17 protein-coding genes are annotated in these 19,903 nt (G+C 62.5%); 4 read left to right on the top strand and 13 right to left on the bottom strand.

Translation table 11 applies throughout. The features are described from left to right. Positions 1-133 precede the first annotated feature (133 nt). From nhaA to ABDK06_RS12195, 3 genes are all read right to left on the bottom strand, one after another. Positions 134-1,435: a Na+/H+ antiporter NhaA gene (nhaA, locus tag ABDK06_RS12205; RefSeq protein WP_394941387.1), complete on the bottom strand. Its 1,302-nt coding sequence runs from the start codon at positions 1,433-1,435 to the stop codon at positions 134-136. Positions 1,436-1,539: 104 nt separating this feature from the next. Further along, positions 1,540-1,764, bottom strand: coding sequence for an SCO4848 family membrane protein (locus ABDK06_RS12200; RefSeq protein WP_394941385.1), 225 nt, complete (start codon positions 1,762-1,764; stop codon positions 1,540-1,542). Beyond that, a complete protein-coding gene (locus ABDK06_RS12195) occupies positions 1,761-2,258 on the bottom strand; it encodes a DUF2505 domain-containing protein (protein ID WP_394941383.1) in 498 nt (165 codons plus the stop codon). Before ABDK06_RS12195 ends, ABDK06_RS12200 begins: the two co-directional genes overlap by 4 nt. Before the next feature lie 243 nt (positions 2,259-2,501). Between ABDK06_RS12195 and mfd the strand changes: the two genes are divergently transcribed. After that, positions 2,502-6,113 (top strand): transcription-repair coupling factor, encoded by a 3,612-nt coding sequence (gene mfd, locus ABDK06_RS12190; protein WP_394941381.1) that lies wholly within the window; start codon positions 2,502-2,504, stop codon positions 6,111-6,113. Positions 6,114-6,344: 231 nt separating this feature from the next. Further along, positions 6,345-7,721, top strand: coding sequence for a family 16 glycosylhydrolase (locus tag ABDK06_RS12185; protein ID WP_394941379.1), 1,377 nt, complete (start codon positions 6,345-6,347; stop codon positions 7,719-7,721). A gap of 78 nt (positions 7,722-7,799) precedes the next feature. Here the strand turns inward: ABDK06_RS12185 and ABDK06_RS12180 are convergent, their stop codons facing one another. The 4 genes from ABDK06_RS12180 to ABDK06_RS12165 are packed head-to-tail and all read right to left on the bottom strand — an operon-like array spanning position 7,800 to position 11,424. Beyond that, a complete protein-coding gene (locus ABDK06_RS12180; RefSeq protein ID WP_394941377.1) occupies positions 7,800-8,054 on the bottom strand; it encodes a hypothetical protein in 255 nt (84 codons plus the stop codon). Positions 8,055-8,086: 32 nt separating this feature from the next. After that, entirely contained in the window at positions 8,087-8,761 is a 675-nt protein-coding gene (gene deoC, locus ABDK06_RS12175) for a deoxyribose-phosphate aldolase (protein ID WP_394941375.1), read from the bottom strand. 30 nt (positions 8,762-8,791) lie between these two features. Then, positions 8,792-10,561: a phospho-sugar mutase gene (locus tag ABDK06_RS12170; RefSeq protein WP_394941373.1), complete on the bottom strand. Its 1,770-nt coding sequence runs from the start codon at positions 10,559-10,561 to the stop codon at positions 8,792-8,794. Between the two features lie 56 nt (positions 10,562-10,617). Beyond that, positions 10,618-11,424 (bottom strand): purine-nucleoside phosphorylase, encoded by an 807-nt coding sequence (locus ABDK06_RS12165; protein WP_394941371.1) that lies wholly within the window; start codon positions 11,422-11,424, stop codon positions 10,618-10,620. 80 nt (positions 11,425-11,504) lie between these two features. Between ABDK06_RS12165 and ABDK06_RS12160 the strand changes: the two genes are divergently transcribed. Then, the gene (locus ABDK06_RS12160; protein ID WP_394941369.1) at positions 11,505-12,920 is read left to right on the top strand and encodes an NAD(P)H-quinone dehydrogenase; all 1,416 of its coding nucleotides are present in this window, start codon (positions 11,505-11,507) and stop codon (positions 12,918-12,920) included. Between the two features lie 330 nt (positions 12,921-13,250). Further along, the gene (locus tag ABDK06_RS12155) at positions 13,251-14,648 is read left to right on the top strand and encodes an MFS transporter (RefSeq protein WP_394941367.1); all 1,398 of its coding nucleotides are present in this window, start codon (positions 13,251-13,253) and stop codon (positions 14,646-14,648) included. An 80-nt stretch (positions 14,649-14,728) separates the two neighbouring features. Here the strand turns inward: ABDK06_RS12155 and ABDK06_RS12150 are convergent, their stop codons facing one another. The 6 genes from ABDK06_RS12150 to ABDK06_RS12125 all read right to left on the bottom strand — a co-directional run bounded on the left by ABDK06_RS12150 (position 14,729) and on the right by ABDK06_RS12125 (position 19,774). Next, positions 14,729-16,507, bottom strand: coding sequence for an acetyl/propionyl/methylcrotonyl-CoA carboxylase subunit alpha (locus tag ABDK06_RS12150; RefSeq protein WP_394941365.1), 1,779 nt, complete (start codon positions 16,505-16,507; stop codon positions 14,729-14,731). A gap of 289 nt (positions 16,508-16,796) precedes the next feature. Next, positions 16,797-17,018: a hypothetical protein gene (locus ABDK06_RS12145; RefSeq protein ID WP_394941363.1), complete on the bottom strand. Its 222-nt coding sequence runs from the start codon at positions 17,016-17,018 to the stop codon at positions 16,797-16,799. 28 nt (positions 17,019-17,046) lie between these two features. Then, the gene (locus tag ABDK06_RS12140) at positions 17,047-17,232 is read right to left on the bottom strand and encodes a hypothetical protein (RefSeq protein ID WP_394941361.1); all 186 of its coding nucleotides are present in this window, start codon (positions 17,230-17,232) and stop codon (positions 17,047-17,049) included. A 92-nt stretch (positions 17,233-17,324) separates the two neighbouring features. After that, on the bottom strand, positions 17,325-18,674 hold the full coding sequence (locus ABDK06_RS12135) for a GAF domain-containing protein (RefSeq protein ID WP_394941359.1): 1,350 nt from the start codon (positions 18,672-18,674) through the stop codon (positions 17,325-17,327). A 36-nt stretch (positions 18,675-18,710) separates the two neighbouring features. Further along, the gene (locus ABDK06_RS12130) at positions 18,711-19,346 is read right to left on the bottom strand and encodes a Maf family protein (RefSeq protein ID WP_394941357.1); all 636 of its coding nucleotides are present in this window, start codon (positions 19,344-19,346) and stop codon (positions 18,711-18,713) included. Further along, complete coding sequence (locus tag ABDK06_RS12125; RefSeq protein ID WP_394941355.1) at positions 19,343-19,774, bottom strand: YbjQ family protein; 432 nt, start codon at positions 19,772-19,774, stop codon at positions 19,343-19,345. Before ABDK06_RS12125 ends, ABDK06_RS12130 begins: the two co-directional genes overlap by 4 nt. Positions 19,775-19,903: the final 129 nt, after the last annotated feature.

The raw sequence follows: 19,903 nt of genomic DNA, 5'->3' as shown, positions 1-19,903 counted from the left end.
GGTTCTGAAGCTGGACAGTCCACGAACGCTACAGCGAGGCGGCAAAATATTCAGGGCAGATTGCGCCCGTTGTGGCAGCCCTGAACGAGCTGGAGCAGACTAGTCTCCCTGTGTCCGAAAGCCGTGCAGACGCTTACTGTCCGCGCTGGAAGGCACCCGGTACGCCGTCGTTACCCGGATCACGCGACTCCAACTCGGAGAGCGCGCGATAATGGCGATTCCGGATCCGCAGCAGCACGGTAGCGAGCAGTGCGGCGAGCAGCGAACCACTCAGAATAGCGATCTTGGCGTGATCGTTATGCGCCGATTCGGCGCCGAAGGCCAGCTCGCTGATCAGCAGTGAAACGGTGAAGCCGATTCCGGCCAGAATCGCCAGGCCGACGACGTCGATCCAGGCGAGGCCGTCGTCCAGAGAGGCCCTGGTGGTTGCGGTGACCAAGAAGGTGGCTCCCAGAATGCCGAGCGTCTTACCGATCACCAGGGCGAGCACAATGCCAACCGCCACTGAGTCGCTCAATGCCGCGCTGAGCCCTGGCCAGCCGCCGACCGCTACCCCCGCCGAGAAGAAGGCGAACACCGGGACCGCAACCCCGGTGGAGAGCGGCCGGAAACGGTGTTCGAAATGCTCAGCCAAGCCCGGACCGTTCTCCGCATTCCGATCCCGGCGCAGCACCGGGACGGCAAAGGCCAGCAAAACTCCGGCCACCGTGGCGTGCACGCCCGAAGCGTGAATCAGCGCCCAGCTCAGCACGGCCAAGGGGAGCAATAAATACCAGCTGCGGACTCGCCGCTGAACGAGCCAGGTAAAGAGACCGAGAGGGATCAGCGCCAAGGCCAGGTACTGTGGCGCCAGGTCGTGTGGATAGAAGACAGCGATGATCGTGATCGCGATCAGGTCATCGACTACCGCGAGGGTGAGCAGGAAGGTCCGCAGCGCCGAGGGCAGATGCCTGCCGACCACCGCGAGCACAGCGAGCGCGAAAGCGATATCAGTCGCGGTGGGAATCGCCCAGCCGTGCAGAATCTCAGTGCCCGCACTCAGATTGACCAGAGCGTAAATAACCGCCGGAACCACGACGCCGCCCACTGCGGCGGCGATCGGCACGATGGCACGGTCAAAGCGGCGAAGATCGCCGGCGATGAATTCCCGCTTCAGTTCCAGGCCAGCGACAAAGAAGAAGATGGCGAGCAGGCCGTCAGAAGCCCAGGCGCCGACAGTGAGCTGGAGGCCTAGGAAATCGATGCCGAAAGTGCTTTCCCGTAGCGAGAAATAACTGGCAGCCGCTGGGGAGTTGGCCCAGCTCAGGGCGGCGACGGTGGCCAGTAGGAGCAGAGCCCCGCCGACGGTCTCCTTACGCAGAATCGTGGTGATTCGCAGATGCTCGGAGCGGCTGTTGCGGCGGAAAATTCTTAAGGCTGAACGGCTGGTGATCATGGAGATCCTCAAATGCAATAGGGGTCAGGTCAATTTGCCGACCAGACTTCCCGGCACACCTCTTCACGCTCTCCCTATATTCTAGCCGCAGATCGCGGAAGCGCTTAGCCGGCGATCAGGGCGCGTATGCCGATCACCCCGGTGGCGATGCCGAGCACCAGAGAAATACTGATCAGCATAAGATGCACGATCAGGAATCTGGTCATCCTTCCGGACTCGTTCCGGGAACGCGGGTCCTTGAGCACCCTTCGCAAGAAAGGCGGCCAGACGATGAGCGACCAGAGGCCGGCCAAGATCAGGATCAGACTGAGAATGAGCGGAAGCTTCATGCTGACTCAAGGACCTTGCGGGCCTCGCTGACCTGCAGGTTCAGCGCTTTGCCCAGGGCCGGCTCAGCGGCCTGCACGATCTTGGCTCCGAAGATCGGAATGCTCGAGGTGACCGAGCCCTCCAGATCGATTCGGGTGCTCTCTCCTTCGGCCACGATTCGCTGTACCGCCTTGGCCTCAACGGGTGCACCGGAGATCTTCGCGCTGATCTGCACCTCGCGGGAACCATCGGCCGCTGGAGCAGACCACTCTTCCTGCTGTTGCAGGTTGAGCTGCGCGCCGACGAACTTACGCGCCAGATCGGGCAGCCGATCGGTTGGCATGGTTCGTACCGCAACAGTGCTGAAGGCACCCGAGCGATCCCCTGTGACGGTATATGACTCCAAAGTCCCGCCGGCGGCCTCGCTGACCTGACGAACGAAGTCTTCGCTGCAGAACAGCTCAATAACGCGTTCGATGGTGGCGGGCAGGGACGCGGATGTGGACAAAGCCATGGTGCTCCTTCGCTGGGAATCGGTTCCGTACCATCTTACTTTCTTCCTCACTCCCTTCGTCCCCGCTTTCCAGCAGCCCACAGGGATTCCTCGAGGAGCTGAAGATCCAGCTGCGGATTTCGTTCTTTCCCGGCAGCGGGCGGAATAAGATAGAGGAATCACCCCGGAGTTCACAGGAATTTCGGGTTTTCGTGCTGTCGTCATCAGGCTTTTGCCGTCATCGAAGTTATATGGGGTGTTTTCGTGGGACTCAATGGATTGCGTGCGGCTCTGCGCCAGGAACCGAATATTGCCAGGGTCCGTCAGCAAGCCGCTCAAGCACACGCGGTGCGCAGCGAAGACCTGCAGATCGGTGCCCCCAACGGCCTGCGGGCCGCGCTCTTGGCGGAAATAGCCGAAGGCATGGCAGAGACCGCGCCGCCCACGGAACGTCCCGCCGTCGTACTCGCGATCACCGCGACCTCGCGGGAGAGCGAAGACCTCGTGGAGGCATTACGCGCCTATCTGCCGGAGAACTCGGTGATCGACTTCCCTAGTTGGGAGACCCTGCCCCATGAGCGGCTCTCACCACGTTCCGACACCGTGGGTCGCAGGCTCTCCGTGCTCCGCAGGCTCAAGCACGCCTCGGCTCAGCAGGCCCTGCGGGTGGTGGTCGCACCGATTCGCGCTGTGGTGCAACCCATTGTGGCCGGGCTGGGGGACCTGGAACCGGTGGAGCTGACGTTAGGTCAGCTAGTGGCTTTCGATGAGGTGGTGCGCAGCCTGGCCGATGCTGCTTATGCCCGGGTCGATATGGTGACGCACCGTGGGGAATTCGCGGTGCGCGGCGGCATTGTGGATGTCTTCCCGCCGACCGAGGACCACCCCATCCGGGTTGAGTTCTTCGGCGACGAGGTCGATTCGATGCGCTGGTTCGCGGTGGCTGATCAGCGCTCGCTGACCTCGGTGAGCGGCAGTATTACCCATCCTGAACGACTCTACGCTCCGCCCTGCCGGGAACTGCTGATCACTCCTGAGGTGCAGTCCAAGGCCGCGAAGCTGAAGGACCGGTTTCCAGCGGCCGCACCGATGCTGGAGAAGATCGCTGGCGGGCTTGCGGTTGAGGGAATGGAATCGCTCACCCCGATCCTGGTGGATGCCATGGTCCCGGTGGTTTCAGAGCTACCGCCCGGGTCCATTGCTGTGGTGCTCGAACCCGAGCGGGTGCGCGGCAGAGCGCACGATCTAGAAGCGACCAATGAGGAGTTCTTGGAGGCCGCCTGGTCTTCGGCTTCCGACGGCGGGGCGGCACCGCTCGATGTGAGCGCGCTCAACGAGCAGCTCTCCCACGCCAGCTTCGCGTCGCTGGCTGATACCCGGAGCGCCGCACTGCTTTCCGGGGTCAGTTGGTGGTCAGTCTCGGCCCTGGGCACCGATGCCGAGCTGAACCCCGAATTGGATGTGTTGAGCATTCCGGCCCGCGAACCGCGAGGCTATCAAGGCAACGTCGCCGAAGTGCTCGAGTTCATCGGCTCTAAAGTGCGGGACCAGTGGCGGGTGGTAGTGGCCACCGACGGTCCCGGGCCGGCTCAGCGGCTGGCTGAGCTGTTCCACGACGCGGATATCCCGGCGAGCCGAGTGGAATCCCTGGACGCACCGCCCGAGCCCGGAATCATCGAAGTGACCACGGCACAGGTCGGCAACGGCTTCGTACTCGATGAGCTGAAACTGGGTCTGCTCACCGAGGCGGATCTGCTGGGCCGCAGTTCACCGAGCTCTACCAAGGACATGCGCCGGATGCCCTCCAAGCGGCGCAATGCGGTGGACCCCCTGCAGCTGCGAGCGGGAGATTATGTGGTCCACGAACAGCACGGCATCGGCCGCTTCGTGGAGCTGATTCAGCGGCGGGTAGCTGGTACCGAGGGGAACCGTGAGTACCTGGTGCTGGAATACGCCCCCGCAAAGCGCGGAGCCCCGGGGGACAAACTCTTCGTGCCCACCGACCAGCTTGACCAGATTACCGCTTATGTCGGTGGGGATGCTCCGGCGCTCAGCAAGATGGGCGGTTCCGACTGGGCCTCCACCAAGAATAAGGCCCGTAAAGCGGTCAAGGAGATCGCGGGTGAGCTGATCAGGCTGTACTCGGCTCGGATGGCCTCCAAAGGCCATGCCTTCGGCCCTGACACCCCTTGGCAGCGCGAGCTAGAGGAAGCCTTTCCGTATATCGAAACTCCGGATCAGCTCACCACGATCAACGAGGTGAAGGCCGATATGGAACGCGAGATCCCGATGGACCGGCTGGTCTCCGGAGACGTCGGCTACGGCAAGACCGAGATCGCGGTGCGCGCGGCCTTCAAAGCGATCCAGGATGGCAAACAGGTCGCCGTGCTGGTGCCGACCACCCTGCTCGCGCAGCAGCACTATGAGACGTTCTCGGAGCGCTTCTCCGGCTTCCCGGTGCGGATCAAGCCGCTCTCCAGATTCCAGACCGCCAAGGAAGCCAAGGAGACCTCGGAAGGGGTGGCCAACGGATCGGTGGACCTGGTGATCGGTACCCATCGGCTGCTCTCCAAGGACTTCCGGTTCAAGGATCTGGGTTTGGTGATCGTCGACGAGGAACAGCGCTTCGGTGTGGAGCACAAAGAGCAGTTGAAGAAGATGCGGACCAATGTGGATGTGCTCGCGATGAGTGCGACGCCGATTCCGCGCACCCTGGAGATGTCGCTCACCGGGATCCGGGAGACCTCGACGCTCGCCACGCCGCCCGAAGAGCGGCATCCGGTGCTGACCTACGTCGGCCCCTACACCGATAAGCAGACAACCGCGGCGATCCGGCGCGAATTGATGCGCGAAGGGCAAGTGTTCTTCGTGCACAACCGGGTGTCCTCCATCGAACGGATCGCCGCTCACGTGCAGCAGCTGGTACCAGAGGCCAGAATCGCGGTGGCTCACGGCCAGATGAGTGAATCACGGCTGGAGCAGATCATCGTGGATTTCTGGGAGAAGCGGTTCGATGTGCTGGTCTGTACCACCATTATCGAAACCGGTCTGGATATCTCCAATGCGAATACCCTGATCGTGGACGGTGCCGATAAATACGGTCTCTCGCAATTGCATCAGCTACGCGGCAGGGTGGGCCGCGGTCGAGAGCGGGCTTATGCCTACTTCCTTTACCCAGCGGAGAAACCGCTCGGCGAGGTGGCGCTGGAACGGCTCAAAGCGGTGGCCGCGCATAATGAGTTGGGGGCTGGAATGCAGCTGGCCCTGAAAGATCTGGAGATCCGTGGTGCAGGCAATCTGCTCGGCGGCGAGCAATCCGGGCATATCGCTGGGGTCGGTTTCGACCTCTATATTCGGCTGGTCGGCGAAGCAGTGGCGAATTTCCGCGGTGACGCCGAGGACAAAGCCATTGAGATGAAGATCGAGCTTCCGGTCAACGCGCATCTGCCGCACGATTATGTGCCGGGGGAGCGGCTGCGCTTGGAGGCCTACCGAAAGCTCGCTTCCGCCCAGGATCTAGGGGGCATTGAAGAGGTGCTGGAAGAGCTGGTGGATCGCTACGGTGAGCCGCCGCTCGCGGTGAGCAATCTGATCGCGGTTGCCCGGTTCCGGGTGGCCGCGCGCGAAGCCGGGCTGAGCGACGTCGGAGTGCAAGGCAATTTCGTGAAGTTCGCGCCGGTGGACCTGCCGGAGTCCAAGGTGATGCGGCTCAAACGGCTTTACCCCGGTTCGCTCGTCAAACCCGCTCTTTCCCAGGTGCTCATTCCGAAGCCGAAGACCGCCAGAATCGGTGGTCGTGATCTGGTGGACGGCGAGATTCTGGACTGGGCTCAGCAGGTGCTCACCGCGATCTTCGTGGAGATGCCGAGCGCTTGATTCCGGCGGTGCATCACCGCCTTTCTCCTGTGCTTTTCTAAAAATACCGGAGCGCCCAAAAGCATCTCATTAATGCGCAATGACTAATGGCAATTACTTAATGGTAATTACCTAGTTTCGCTACGATCCCGATAAATAAATTATTTCCTCCGATTTTGGGCGCTTAAGCCGTGTAATCTGTTCTGAAACGGTCTGTGACCTATCTCACATACTGAAATCAGAGTGGATTTCATGGCGAAAGGAAATGGCGTGGTTTATTTGGCGCGGAGTACATGGGGTAAACGGACGGCTGCCATCATCGCGGCCCTATCCCTCGGAGTGGGTGGGGTGGTCGTCGCTTCTCAACCCGCGGTGGCGCTTTCAGCCGCTCCCGAGGCCGTCGTCTCTAACTGGACGGACAATTTTGACGGTGCAGCAGGATCAAGGCCGAATTCCCAATCCTGGAATTCGGAAATAGGCGGAACCGGCTGGGGAAATAACGAGCGACAGTACTACACTGACAGCGCCGCCAACTCCAGCCTCGACGGCAATGGAAATCTGGTGATCACCGCCCGGCGGGACAATACCAATGGCTTGAATTGTTTTTACGGTCCCTGCGAAGTCACCTCGGCTCGGCTGACCACCGCTGGGAAAATCACCGCCACCTACGGTCGGGTTGAAGCCCGGATCAAAGTACCGACCCAAAGCGGTACCTGGCCGGCTTTCTGGATGCTCGGCGACGATATCGGCTCGGTCGGCTGGCCGCAGTCCGGCGAGATCGACGTGATGGAGAACGTCGGTAACAGCCCCAACAAACTCCTCGGCACCCTGCACGGGCCCGGATACAGCGGTGGCGACGGCATTGGCGGAGAGATCAATACTGCCAGCCCGCTTGGCAACGACTTCCACACCTACCGTGTTGACTGGGGTCCGGACCGGGTTACCTGGTTCATCGACGGAACCCCTTATCTCAGCGTGGGCAAAGAGGACCTGGGCGGCAAGCAGTGGGTCTTCAACAAGCCGTTCTTCTTGATCTTGAATCTGGCCATCGGCGGCACCCTGGGCGGTGCGGTCGACTTGAATGCGATGCCGGCTCAGATGGTGGTCGACTACGTCAAAGTCACCGATCTCGGGGGTGCTAACCCGGTGAAGTCGAATCCGCCCAGCCACGGTGGTTCCGGCGGAGACCCCTGGGCGGCTCTGCACGTCGAGTCACCGGCCGTCTCGCTGCAGAGCGTCGCCGATGGACAGGCCGTGGAGATCGACGGAAACGCCGCGAACACTCAGGGTGCCCGCGCCAATGCCTGGGACTACAGCGCCGGCAACAATCAGCGGTGGCAGATGTACCGCAGAGGCACCGATAACGTCTTCGTCTTCCGCAGCATCGGTTCGACTTTGGTGCTCGACAAGAACATCTTAGGCAACGACGTTCAGCAGTACGGCTATGGCGGAAACACCAATCAGCAGTGGGTCTTCGCGGATGCTCCCGGCGGAAGTTCCGGGCAGATCCAGATCAAAAGCGGTCAGGACGGCTCCTGCCTGACCAATAAAGGGCATGGCCAGCAACTCCGCACCGAGTCTTGCCGCAATGGCGATAGCACTCAGGTGTGGACCATCAACGCCGCCTAGCAGTCACGCAGCAATACCCGGAAAAGCGATGCCCACCTTGGCGGGCATCGCTTTTCCGTGACGTGATTGGGAGCCGATTTAGAACTCTCCGGAGGGCTTCCGGGTCTTAGCTCGTACCATTGCTTTGCTGCCACTATCGGAGCGGCCCATGAAGGTCTGCGGAATCCAGAAGGACAGGAAGAACAAGCCGATGCCGATGGCAAAGGGCCAGACGTTGTTCAAGCTGCCCCAGGAGAAGGCGAAGATGCCGCCCAGGAAGAGCACGAAAAACACGATGAACAGGATGATCGAGCTGAGCAGACTGTTCTCGCGCTCTGGTTCGTTGACTGACAAGGCTTCCTCCTGGAGTTGAATTCAGAACAATTCTAATACGAGCTAGTGCCGGTGCCACCGGTCACAATGGCAATGCCAGAGCTGGCACCGATCCGGCTGGCTCCGGCGGCGATCATCGCCTCGGCGTCTTCCCTGCTGCGCACCCCACCGGAGGCTTTCACGCCGATGTCTGGGCCTACCACCGAACGCATCAGAGCCACATCCTGCGCGGTTGCTCCACCGCCGTTGAAGCCGGTGGAGGTCTTCACGAAGTCAGCACCGGCCTGGACAGCGGCTTCGCAGGCCAGGACTTTCTGTTCATCGTTCAGCAAGGAGGTCTCGATGATCACCTTCAGGATCGCGCTGCCGGCGTGCACGGCTTCCGCCACCGCGGCGATATCCTCGACCAGGGCGTCTTTGTCCCCGGCCCGGGCAGCCGCGATATTGATCACCATATCCACTTCATCAGCGCCGTCCAGGGTGGCGCCGCGCGCTTCGAAGACTTTGACGTCGGTCGGGGTGGCACCCAGTGGGAAACCCACCACCGAACAGCTCAGCACCGCTGAGTTCCGCAAGGCGGTATGTACGGTCTTGACCCATACCGGATTGACGCAGACGGACTTGAAGCCGTACTCAACGGCCTCAGTGCAGATCCGCAGCACATCCGCCTCCGAAGCCTCGGGCTTGAGCAGGGTGTGATCGATATAGCTGGCAAGGTTTTCAGTCATCGGTCTATTCTCTCAGGTTCGAGGTTCTGGCTAAAGGCCCAGCGCTTCGCGGACATCGTCCAGCACAGCATCGAGTGCCGCACGGGCGGCTTTACGGGCCTCCGGCAGATCCGCCGCGGAATTCACCGGAACGATCACTTCCAGATAGCATTTGAGCTTCGGTTCGGTGCCGCTCGGCCGAATGATCACCCGACTGGAATCACGGGTCAGGTAGAGCACCCCATCGGTGGGGGGAAGCGTTTCACTGCCCACCGCCAGATCGAGAGCGCTTTCGACGGCGGAGCCACCGAAGCTGACCGGAGAGTGCTCACGCAGCCGATTCATCATGGCGTCCAGCAAGCCCAGATCCGCCACCCGCACGCTCAGCTGATCAGAGGCGTGCAAGCCATGGCGCACCGCCAGGTCGTCCAGGGTATCGAAAATCGTGCGACCTTGAGCCTTGGCATCGGCGGCGAGCTCGGCGAGCAGCAGAGCCGCCGAGATGCCGTCCTTATCGCGCACCAATGAAGGTGCCACGCAATAACCCAAGGCCTCTTCGTAACCGTAGTTCAGCCCCGGCACCCGGGAGATCCATTTGAAGCCGGTGAGCGTCTGAACATGATCGAAGCCATTGGCTTCGGCTATTTTAGCGAGCAACCGGGAGGAGACGATCGAATTTGCGAAAACGCCTTGCCGGGACGGGGCTTCGACCTCTTGCAGCGGGTCGCTCGTCTTGGCCATTCGGGCCACGGTGTGCGCGCCCAGCAGCGAGCCGACTTCGTCTCCGCGTAGCATCCGCCAGTGCCCGGTGGAGGGGTCGATTGCGGCGAACGCGGCCCGATCAGCATCCGGATCGTTGGCCAGCACGATATCTGCGCCCAGCTCGGCAGCGGTTTGCAGAGCCAGATCCAGGGCGCCCGGCTCCTCCGGGTTGGGGAAGGCCACGGTGGGGAAATCCGGGTCAGGTGCCGCCTGAGCCGTTACCTGGGTGACATCGTTAAAGCCGCCGGCTCGAAGGATCTGTTCCGCTGTCTCGCCGCCCACGCCGTGCATTGGAGTCAAGACGATCTTCAGCTCCCTGGCAGGAAAGCGCTCGGGCTGGAGGAGTTCGATCAGGCCCTGCTGATAGGCCGCGATGATCTCCGGGGGCACCTGCTGCCAGCCCGATTCCGCCAGCGAGATGGAGTCCAGCGGTCCCACCGCGTCGATGTGCGCCGAAATCAGGGCGTCGAAAGGTGCCACGATCTGCGCGCCGCGACCGGCGTCGTCCACCGCGCGACCGCCCAGATAAACCTTGTAACCATTGTCCTGCGGAGGGTTATGGCTGGCGGTCACCATGACACCGCCTTCGCAGCCGAGCGCCCTGACCGCGAAGGCGAGCAGTGGAGTGGGCAGCGCCGAGGGCATCAGAAAAGTCTCAATTCCCGCAGCGCTGAAAATTGCCGCGGTTTCCCGCGCGAAGATATCCGAGTTGTGCCGGGCATCGAAACCGACCACGGCGCGGGGGCGGTAGGGCTCGGCGGACTCCGCGGACTGTTTGAGTAAGAAGGCTGCGAGCCCGGCTGCCGCTCGGCGCACTACGACACGGTTCATCCGATTCGGTCCTGCCCCCAGCGCGGCCCGTAAGCCAGCTGTGCCGAATTGCAGCGTACCGGAAAAGGCGTCTTGCAGTTCCTGGAGGGCTTGGGCGCTCAGATTGGCGTCGTCCTGCGATTCAGCGGCCTCGAGCAGGGCGCGCAGTTCCGCCGCTGTTGCTGGGTCTGGGTCGGTAGCCGCCCATTCTTGGGCGCGGATAAGGAGCTGGGCGTCAACGGGGCTCATGGTTCAAACCTATCGGAATTGGCGGCGAGATGATTCAGCGTCGACTCTGAACCGAATCAGAGCTTGCCGATGATCTGCGCCAACAGGGCTGAGATTCGAGGCCCGGCGGCCTGCCCGGCCTCAAGAACTTCTTGGTGGCTCAGCGCGGTTTCGGAGATGCCAGCGGCAAGATTGGTGACCAGGGAGATGCCGAACACCTCCATCCCGGCGTGCCGGGCCGCAATGGCCTCGAGCGCCGTCGACATGCCGACCAGATCGGCACCGATGCGCTTGGCGTACTGCACTTCGGCGGGTGTCTCGTAATGCGGTCCGGTGAACTGAGCGTAGACGCCCTCATCCAGTGAGGGATCGACCTCACGGGCCAGCTCGCGCAGCCGGGAGGAGTACAAATCGGTCAGATCGACGAAGGTGGCGCCTTCCAAGGGAGAGGTCGCTGTGAGGTTGATGTGGTCGCTGATCAACACCGGCGTCCCCGGCGTCCAGGCCGGATTCAGTCCGCCGCAGCCATTCGTGAGCACCACGGTCTTCGCGCCTGTTGCGGCGGCTGTGCGCACGCCGTGTACTACGGCCCGCACTCCCTTGCCCTCGTAGTAATGGGTTCGTGCCCCCAGGACCAGGGCCCGCTTACCTTCTTTGGTCAGCACCGATCGAATGGTTCCGACGTGGCCGGTCACCGCGGGAGCGGAGAAGCCGGGGACTTCGCTCGCCTTCAGCGTTGCCGTGGTCTCACCGATCAGATCTGCTGCCTCGCTCCACCCAGAGCCCAGCACCAGTGCGACGTCGTGGCTTGGCACGCCCGTGTGCTCGGCGATGTATTGAGCGGCTTCCGCCGCAGCGTCAAAAGCTTCCTGAAAATTACTCACCGTCATAACATACCGGCAGGATCAGGCTCTGGACACCCTGAGCTTGGAGCGGGCTGTGTAATGCGCGAGAATGGGGGATTGTGACCATTCAAAATGATTTGCAGATCCCCTCACTGGCCATTCTTGGCGGAGGTCCGGGTGGCTATGAAGCCGCGACTGTTGCTGCCTCGCTCGGGGCCAGGGTAACGATTATCGAGCGTGCGGGGCTCGGCGGCTCTGCGGTGCTCACCGACGTGGTGCCTTCCAAGACGCTGATCGCCACCGCGGATGTGATGAATCGCTTCGCCGGAGCCCGGGATCTTGGGGTTCGCTTCGACGTCGACGGCGGCGACTGCATGCCGCTGTTGCGCGCCGATATGAAGCAGGTCAATGACCGCTTGCTGGGCTTGGCCCGGGAGCAGTCCGAAGACATCAAAGCGGGCCTGGAGAAGCTGGGCGTCCGCATTCTAGCCGGTCAGGGCAAGCTGACCGACAGCCATACGATTGAAGTCACCAGCGACGCGGGGGTGGAAACGGTCACCGCTGATGCGATTCTGCTCGCCGTCGGTGCGCATCCCCGAGAGCTTCCCTCAGCTAAGCCGGATGGTGAGCGGATCTTGAACTGGGCGCAGATCTACTCGCTGACCGAACTGCCCCAGGAGCTCATCGTGGTGGGGTCCGGGGTGACCGGTGCGGAGTTCGCCTCGGCCTACAACGGACTGGGGTCCAAGGTCACTTTGATCTCCTCCCGCGACCAGGTGCTGCCGGGCGAGGATTCTGACGCCGCGCAGGTGCTGGAGGACGTCTTTGAGCGCCGCGGCATGACGGTGCTCTCCCGTTCCCGCGCCGAGTCGGTGGAGCGCACTGAGGACGGCGTGTTGGTCACTCTCTCCGACGGCCGCACCGTGACCGGCTCGCATTGCCTGGTCTGTGTTGGTTCGATCCCTAATACCGAGGGCATTGGCCTGGAGAACGCCGGGGTCGCGCTCACCGAGTCGGGGCATATCAAGGTCGACGGGGTCTCCCGGACCACCGCTTCCAACGTTTATGCCGCTGGTGACTGCACCGGGGTGCTGCCGCTCGCTTCGGTGGCGGCAATGCAGGGCCGGATCGCGATGGCGCACCTGCTCGGTGACGGCTTGCGTCCGATCAAGCTCTTGCAGGTGGCTTCCAATATCTTCACCTCGCCAGAGATCGCCTCGGTCGGTGTCTCGGAGGCGGACGTGATCGCGGATCGTTATCAGGGCGATGTGGTCAAGCTGCCGCTCAAGACCAATGCCCGGGCCAAAATGCGCGGCACTACCGACGGTTTTGTGAAGATCATCTCGCGCCGAGGTTCGGGAACCGTGATCGGCGGGGTCGTGGTGGGTGCCAATGCTTCCGAGCTGATCTTCCCGATCGCGCTCGCCGTATCGCAGAAGATGCACGTCGACGACGTCGCCTCCACCTTCACCGTCTACCCCTCGCTCTCGGGGTCGATCTCTGAAGCCGCCCGCAGGCTGCACGTCCACATGTAGATCGGGACGCTCCCATAGTGTCGCTGGCGCGCCACGATGGGGCCCTCGCGTCCCGCTCTATGCGGTGGTGTTCCTTCGCAGGCTCAGGGAGGGAACCCTGTCCGCTCTCTGGGGGCACAGTGTTTGTTGGTGCCGGGGTGCTGGGGGAGAGCGACTGGCGGACGCGGTTGCTTTCTGAACCTTTGCTGTGTCCATATTGTGGAAACGCCGTCCACGGAGTGGAAGATTGAGGGTTGCCCGGGTTTACCATGGCTAGATCAATGAGGATGCGGCAGAAACCCTAAGAGTCGTTGGGGCGCAGGTTAACTGCCATTAGTGGAAAGCTCGCACATGTCAGCGAACGATGTAGTGATACCCAAAGCCAATACTCGTGGACGAGTCATTGTCGCCAGCCTGGTCGGGACGTCGATCGAGTTCTACGATTTCTATGTCTATGCCACCGCAGCGGTTCTGGTCTTCCCCAAGCTCTTCTTCCCGAACGCCGATGGCGTCACCCAGCTGCTGAGTTCCTTCGCGGTCTTCGGTGTGGCTTTCGTGGCCCGGCCGATCGGGTCGGTGCTTTTCGGCCACTTCGGTGATCGCATCGGTCGTAAGGGCACGCTGATCGCCTCGCTGCTCACGATGGGCATCGCGACCTTCCTGATCGGCTGCCTGCCCACCGCCCAAGTGGCCGGCTGGACCTTCTGGGCCCCCGCATTGCTAGTGATCCTGCGCTTCGCCCAAGGCCTAGCCCTCGGCGGCGAATGGAGCGGCGCAGCCCTGCTGGCCACCGAGAACGCCCCGAAGAACAAACGCGCCATCTATGGCACCTTCCCGCAGCTCGGCGCCCCCATCGGCTTCATCTTGGCCAATCTGCTCTTCCTGGTATTGAACCTGACGCTTTCCGCCGAGGCCTTCTCTTCCTGGGGCTGGCGCATTCCCTTCCTGGCTAGCGCGGTGATGGTCATCGTTGGTCTCTATGTCCGGCTCAAGTTGGTGGAGACCCCGGCCTTCCAGAAGATCGTCGAACAGGGCGAGGTCTCCAAACTGCCGATCGGGCGGGTCTTCCGCAGCAGCTGGTGGCAGCTCATCCTGGGCACCTTCATCATGCTGGCCACCTATGTGCTGTTCTACCTGATGACCACTTTCACCTTGACCTTCGGCACCACGGCGGCGAGCCTCGATGACGCCAAGGCGGCAGCCGTGAAAGCGGGTAAGCCAATGACGCAGAGCGCGATTGACAGCTTTGTCCCGGGACTGGGGTACGGCCGCAATGATTTCCTGCTGATGCTGATCATCGGCGTCGTCTTCTTCGGCGTCTTCACCTTGGTGGCCGGGCCGCTCGCGGAGAAGTACGGACGCCGTCAGTCCCTCATCGTGATCACCGTGCTGATCTTCGTCTTCGGGCTGTGCTTCGTGCCGCTCGTGGCGGGCGGTTTCATCGGGACGATGGCCTGGCTGATCCTTGGCTTCATCCTGATGGGCCTCACCTTCGGCCCGATGGGAGCCTTCTTGCCGGAACTCTTTCCGACCAATGTGCGCTATACGGGTTCCGCGGTCAGCTACAACGTCGCCAGCATCCTTGGCGCGGCGGTGGCACCGTTCATCGCGGTGGCCCTCTGGCAGGCCGCGTCAGGCAGCACCTGGCTCGTCGGCGTTTACCTCAGCGCCATGGCGGTGCTGACCTTGATCGCACTCTTCCTCTCCAAGGAGACCAAGCACAACGACCTGGTCGAGCAGAGTTCTTAAACTCAAACGCCGAGTGTGCAGTTCTACACGTTAAGAACCTTTCAAAACGTGTAGAACTGCACACTCGGCGCGATTGAAGCCTAGTCCTCGATTGTGGCGATCACTGCGCCAGCGGAGACGGTGTCCCCGGCTTGCGCGCTCAAACCGCTGATCGTTCCGGCACGGTGCGCGGTCAGCGGCTGCTCCATCTTCATCGCCTCAAGTACCACGATGAGGTCGCCCTCGGCCACGGTGTCGCCGTCGTTCACCGCGACTTTGACGATGGTGCCCTGCATCGGTGAGGTCAACGCATCGCCGTCCGCGGCCGCCGTCGCACCCGCTCTGGCCCGGCCCGGCTTCTTGGCCTTGCCCTTCGCCGGGGCCGTGCGATTCCCGGCCACCGAAAGGGAAGCGGGCAGCACGACTTCGAGTCGCTTGCCGCCGACCTCGACGGTGAGCCGCTGCCGCTCGTCCTCCTCGGATTCGCCAGCCGCGGTGGGCACGAAAGCGGGCAGGTCGTTGACGAACTCCGTTTCGATCCACCGGGTGTGCACCCGGAACGGGCTGTCGGTGAATGCCGGGTCGCTCACCACGGCGCGGTGGAAGGGCAGTACTGTCGGCATCCCGACGACGTCGAACTCGGCTAGAGCGCGCCGCGAGCGCTCCAGCGCCTGCTGGCGGGTGGCGCCGGTGACGATCAGCTTAGCCAGCATGGAATCGAAGTTGCCGCCGATCACCTCGCCGGACTCAATACCGGAGTCGACTCGCACCCCGGGTCCAGTGGGCAGTTTGAGCGCCTCAACGGTGCCCGGAGCGGGCATGAAATTCCGGCCCGGGTCCTCGCCATTGATCCGAAATTCAAGGGAGTGGCCGCGGATTTCCGGATCGCCATAGCCCAGCTCCTCGCCGCGGGCCAGCCGGAACTGCTCACGCACCAGATCGATACCCGAGACCTCCTCGGAGACCGGGTGTTCCACCTGTAAACGGGTATTGACCTCAAGGAAGGAGATCACCCCGTCCTGGCCGACCAAGAATTCGCAGGTGCCGGCGCCCTGATAGCGAGCCTCTTGCAGAATGGCTTTGGAGGCCTCATAGAGCCTGCGGTTCTGCTCTTCACTCAGATACGGTGCGGGGGCCTCTTCGACGAGTTTCTGATTGCGGCGCTGCAATGAGCAATCCCGGGTGGAGACGACCACCACATTGCCGTGGGCATCCGCCAGGCACTGGGTCTCGACGTGGCGCGGAGAGTCCAGGAATCGCTCGACGAAACACTCGCCCCGCCCGAAGGCCGCGGTCGCCTCGCGGACCGCTGATTCGTAGGCCTCCGCGATTTCGGAACGTTCACGGACCACCTTGATGCCGCGCCCGCCGCCGCCGTAAGCAGCTTTGATGGCGAGGGGCAGGCCGTGCTGATCGGCGAAGTCGAGGACCTCCTGGGTGCTTTGCACGGGGTCCTTGGTACCCGGCACCAAGGGGGCGCCCACTTTTTCGGCGATGTGCCGGGCCTGGACCTTATCGCCCAGCTGGGAGATCGCTTCGGGGGAGGGGCCGATCCAGACCAGTCCGGCGTCTAAGACCTTCTGAGCGAATTCGGCATTTTCGGAGAGGAAGCCATAGCCGGGATGGACGGCGTCCGCGCCGGATTGGGCTGCCACCTCGAGCAGCTTGTCCATTTGCAGATAAGAATCGGCCGCGGTCTGGCCACCGAGCGCCCAGGCCTCGTCCGCGAGGCGCACGTGCAGGGCATCGCGATCCGGTTCGGCGTAGACGGCAACGGAGGCGATGCCTTCATCACGCGCTGCCCGGGCCACCCTGACGGCAATTTCACCTCGATTGGCAATAAGCACCTTGGTGATCGTGGGAACACTGAGATTCGACACTAAGACTCCTTCTACATCAATCCAATCTGGAGCCTAGCGCTTTTGTGAGGGTTTCGCTGAGTCCTCATGCCGATTCTGCGTGTATTGCGTCATTTTGTTGTAGAGATTCTACAAAGTGGCTCGTGAGCATCCAGAACCGGCGACGCAGTGGATCAGTATCCAGTGCACCGGCACCCAGCGGCCTAGCGGCTGGCGCAGTAGAGACTACGGTTCAGCGAATCGGGCTGCGGGGTGAACCCGGTCTGGTCTGAAGACCTTCCCTGCGGGGTTGATCGTGCTGCCAGTATGATCAGCGCTGCATGCGGCCGGGACGCCCCTCGTTTGAATTCTGGCAGCGAGGCTGGTTGACGGTACGGCTGACTGCCTGGCGATGCCGGTAGTGCAACAGCTGGTCACCGGCTGATTGCTGGAGAGTTGAACAGCCCGCGGGGCGGCCGTCCCTGCCGAGTGGGGTCTGGAAGACCTCGAACTCCTCTTCGATGCACTTCCGGTAGAAGTCCTGAGGCACCATCGGGGATTGCGTGCAATGGAAGAACATCTCAGACCCACCCCTCAGGGGAGAGCAATGAAGCTACCGAGCCGACTCGGGCCGCTAGAAGCTTCCCTTGCTCTTGCCGGGCTTGCTCGAAGGCAACCTCCGGGCTCTGGCCTGCACCCCCTGAACCGGCGCTCCCGAGATCGGAACCGCTGATGGAGGAAATAGCTGTTTGAGACGTCCTTGTCATGCACCCACCCTAAACCGGGATGCGTTGCATTGGGGTTGCATAGGCCATCCCTCAGACAAATCGATACTGAAGTGATATCTTCAGCAGCGATTTCAGGGTCTGAGTAGCTCTAAATGCGACACCACGGCCGCGCGTTTCGGGGATCGGGCTGGGAGCAGTTTGAGTGTGGTCTGCCAGGCTTCGGCGTCGTAACCGGCTTCGGGCAATTCCAGATAGCGCAGCAGCACCTCGGAGCTGGCGTCACTGAGCATCGCTTCTCGCAGCCTGTAACTCACTCGCTGGCGGAATTCGACGACTGCCGGAGCCACCGAGCGGGGGAGCAATTGTCCCGGATAAGCGGCCAGGGCCAGCCGATGCGCCCCGCGATCGAGGTGCTCGAGGACCCGCTGGGCGTCCAGCACCATGCCGTGCGCCAGCCGATAAGGCCGGGAAAGCAGAGACACCGGGTGCTCCGCTTCCTGCAAAAGCCTGCGCAGCCTGAGTAACTCGGCGCGGATCGTGCTCGCGGGCGTAGCCTCGGCATAGGCCAGCTGGCCCAGCTCTTCGGCGGACAACCCTTTGGGGTGCAGCGCCAGCACGCAGATCAGCTCGCTATGGCGTTCGCTGAGCAGCACCGAGCGGCTGCCGGACTGCACCAGGCCACGATCACGGCCCAGCACCGAGAGCAGATTCAGTTTCCCGGATTTGGCGAGCAACCCGGGAACCGGTGCTTTTCGCGGAGCCCGCCGGGATGTGCTGGAGAGCTGATGGCGCAAGCGTTGCAGGCTCAGCTCGGTGCTGGCTGCGGTGACCGCTGCCTGCACGAGCGCGAGGGAATGCGCGGCCACGGCGGAGGAACCACCTGAGATATCAATGACGCCGAGTAGCTCACCGCTCTGCGGGTCTTCGAGCGGCACCGCAGTGCAGTTCCAGGTGCAGACGATCTGATTGAAGTGCTCTGCCCCGGCGATCTGCACGCCTTGGCCGATGGCCAGCGCGGTGCCCGGGGCGCAGGTGCCCATCGCGGCTTCCGACCAGTCCGTGCCCGGGAGAAAACCGGCCTCCTCGGCAAGGCCTCGCAATCTCCGATCGCCGTCCACCCAGAGCAGCCTGCCTCGCTGATCGCCCACTGCGACCAACAATCCGCTGCTCGCTGCCGGGGCGATCAGCAACTGCTGGATGACCGGCATAATGGCCGCCAGCGGATGCCGCTCTCGATACTCCCTGAGCTGTTGTTCATCCCAGATCGTCGCGGGGCGGTGGGCGGGCCCTGGACCCAGGTGACGGAGCGATCGTTCCCAGGATGCCCGCACCAGAGGCCGTAGTGAGTTGTCTATTGTGCTGTGCTCAGCCAATCGCTGATGTGCGGAAAAGGCTTTTCGCTGAAACGCCTGATCGGTGAGAGCCGGGCGCTGGCGGACCGCGGTAGCGAGGCCATGGCCTGAGAATCCCGCGGCATTCACAATAGATCGTCCTCCTCGATCCGGGTCTCTCCTAGTCTATGGTTCTGCGGTGCTTCGCGAACCCCATAATTCAGTGATCCCCACCTGATACTTCGCTAGCAGTTCGCGCAGCGTGGAGACCGAGAGCCCGACGACGGTATGCGGATCCCCGGTGACGCTCGTAATGAAGGCGCCGCCTAAGCTGTCAATGGTGAAGGAACCTGCGACCTGCAACGGCTCGCCGGTGGCCACATAGGCCGTTATCTCGGCATCGCTGAGTTCAGCGAACTGCACCGTGGCGGAGGCCACCGTGCCGTGCCCCGCAGCAGCGGTTGAGCGATTGTCAACCAGCCAGTGCCCGGTGTGCAGCACGCCGCTCCGGCCACTCATTGCGGCGATCCGGCGCTTCGCGACTTCGGCTTCATAGGGCTTGCCGTAGGCGACGCCGTCGAGCTCGAAGACCGAGTCGCAACCCAGCACCAGGGCGCCCTGGCTCTCTGCCAGCGCGGCCACCGCTTCGGCTTTGGCCCGCGCTAAGAGTAACGCGGTGTCATGCGGATCCGTTACCCCCTGCTGGGCGGTCAGGGCTTCTTCGTCGACGTCGGAGACCAATACGCTATGCGTGATGCCTGCCTCGCTCAGCAGCTTGGTTCTGGCCGGGGAGGCCGAAGCCAGGATCAGTCGTGCAGTCACCAGGCCTGCTGAACGTTCGGCGGCATTTGCGGAGCCTGCGGCTGCACCGGCGTCTGAGGGTTCCGCGCGAGATACGCCGATTGCCCGGTGGCTCCCGGCTCCCCGGCCGCTAACGGGATCACAAAAGCGGCGGTGCCATAGGCGCAGACCTCGGTCCAGGTCTGTCCCATTTCCGAGGTATCGAAGCGCATCGCGATAATCGCGTTGGCACCCTTCTGCTGAGCTTCGTTGACCATCCGGTTCATCACTTCGTGGCGGCTTTCATAGAGCGCCTTGGTCATTTCCGGCAGCTCGCCACCACCCAGCGAACGGAATCCCGCGGTGATGTTCGCGCCGATGTTTCGAGCACGCACGGTCAGGCCCATCACCTCGCCGAAAATAGCGTCTATTTTGTAGCCTGGAACGTCATTGCTGGTAACGATGATCATGGTCTCCCCTTGGTCAAGAAAATACGACTGCGCTTAGATTATCCCGGCCGGGAAAGACTGCACCAGCAAGACGTGCCCCGGCTTGCTTTGAAGCACATTTGAATCGCTTTGCTGGTGCAGCCTCGGTCA

It is taken from the genome of Psychromicrobium ferritrahens (assembly GCF_043789415.1).
In the GTDB taxonomy this organism is placed as follows: Bacteria; Actinomycetota; Actinomycetes; order Actinomycetales; family Micrococcaceae; genus Renibacterium.
Note: the sequence above shows the minus strand (reverse complement) of the source record. Positions and strands in the feature narration are given on the sequence as shown.

What these genes read in the sequence shown, in the direction of transcription:
- nhaA (WP_394941387.1), bottom strand. Translation starts at nt 1,435, where the DNA reads ATGATCACCAGCCGTTCAGCCTTAAGAATTTTCCGCCGCAACAGCCGC.
- ABDK06_RS12200 (WP_394941385.1), bottom strand. Translation starts at nt 1,764, where the DNA reads ATGAAGCTTCCGCTCATTCTCAGTCTGATCCTGATCTTGGCCGGCCTC.
- ABDK06_RS12195 (WP_394941383.1), bottom strand. Translation starts at nt 2,258, where the DNA reads ATGGCTTTGTCCACATCCGCGTCCCTGCCCGCCACCATCGAACGCGTT.
- ABDK06_RS12185 (WP_394941379.1), top strand. Translation starts at nt 6,345, where the DNA reads ATGGCGAAAGGAAATGGCGTGGTTTATTTGGCGCGGAGTACATGGGGT.
- deoC (WP_394941375.1), bottom strand. Translation starts at nt 8,761, where the DNA reads ATGACTGAAAACCTTGCCAGCTATATCGATCACACCCTGCTCAAGCCC.
- ABDK06_RS12170 (WP_394941373.1), bottom strand. Translation starts at nt 10,561, where the DNA reads ATGAGCCCCGTTGACGCCCAGCTCCTTATCCGCGCCCAAGAATGGGCG.
- ABDK06_RS12155 (WP_394941367.1), top strand. Translation starts at nt 13,251, where the DNA reads ATGTCAGCGAACGATGTAGTGATACCCAAAGCCAATACTCGTGGACGA.
- ABDK06_RS12145 (WP_394941363.1), bottom strand. Translation starts at nt 17,018, where the DNA reads ATGGTGCCTCAGGACTTCTACCGGAAGTGCATCGAAGAGGAGTTCGAG.
- ABDK06_RS12140 (WP_394941361.1), bottom strand. Translation starts at nt 17,232, where the DNA reads ATGACAAGGACGTCTCAAACAGCTATTTCCTCCATCAGCGGTTCCGAT.
- ABDK06_RS12125 (WP_394941355.1), bottom strand. Translation starts at nt 19,774, where the DNA reads ATGATCATCGTTACCAGCAATGACGTTCCAGGCTACAAAATAGACGCT.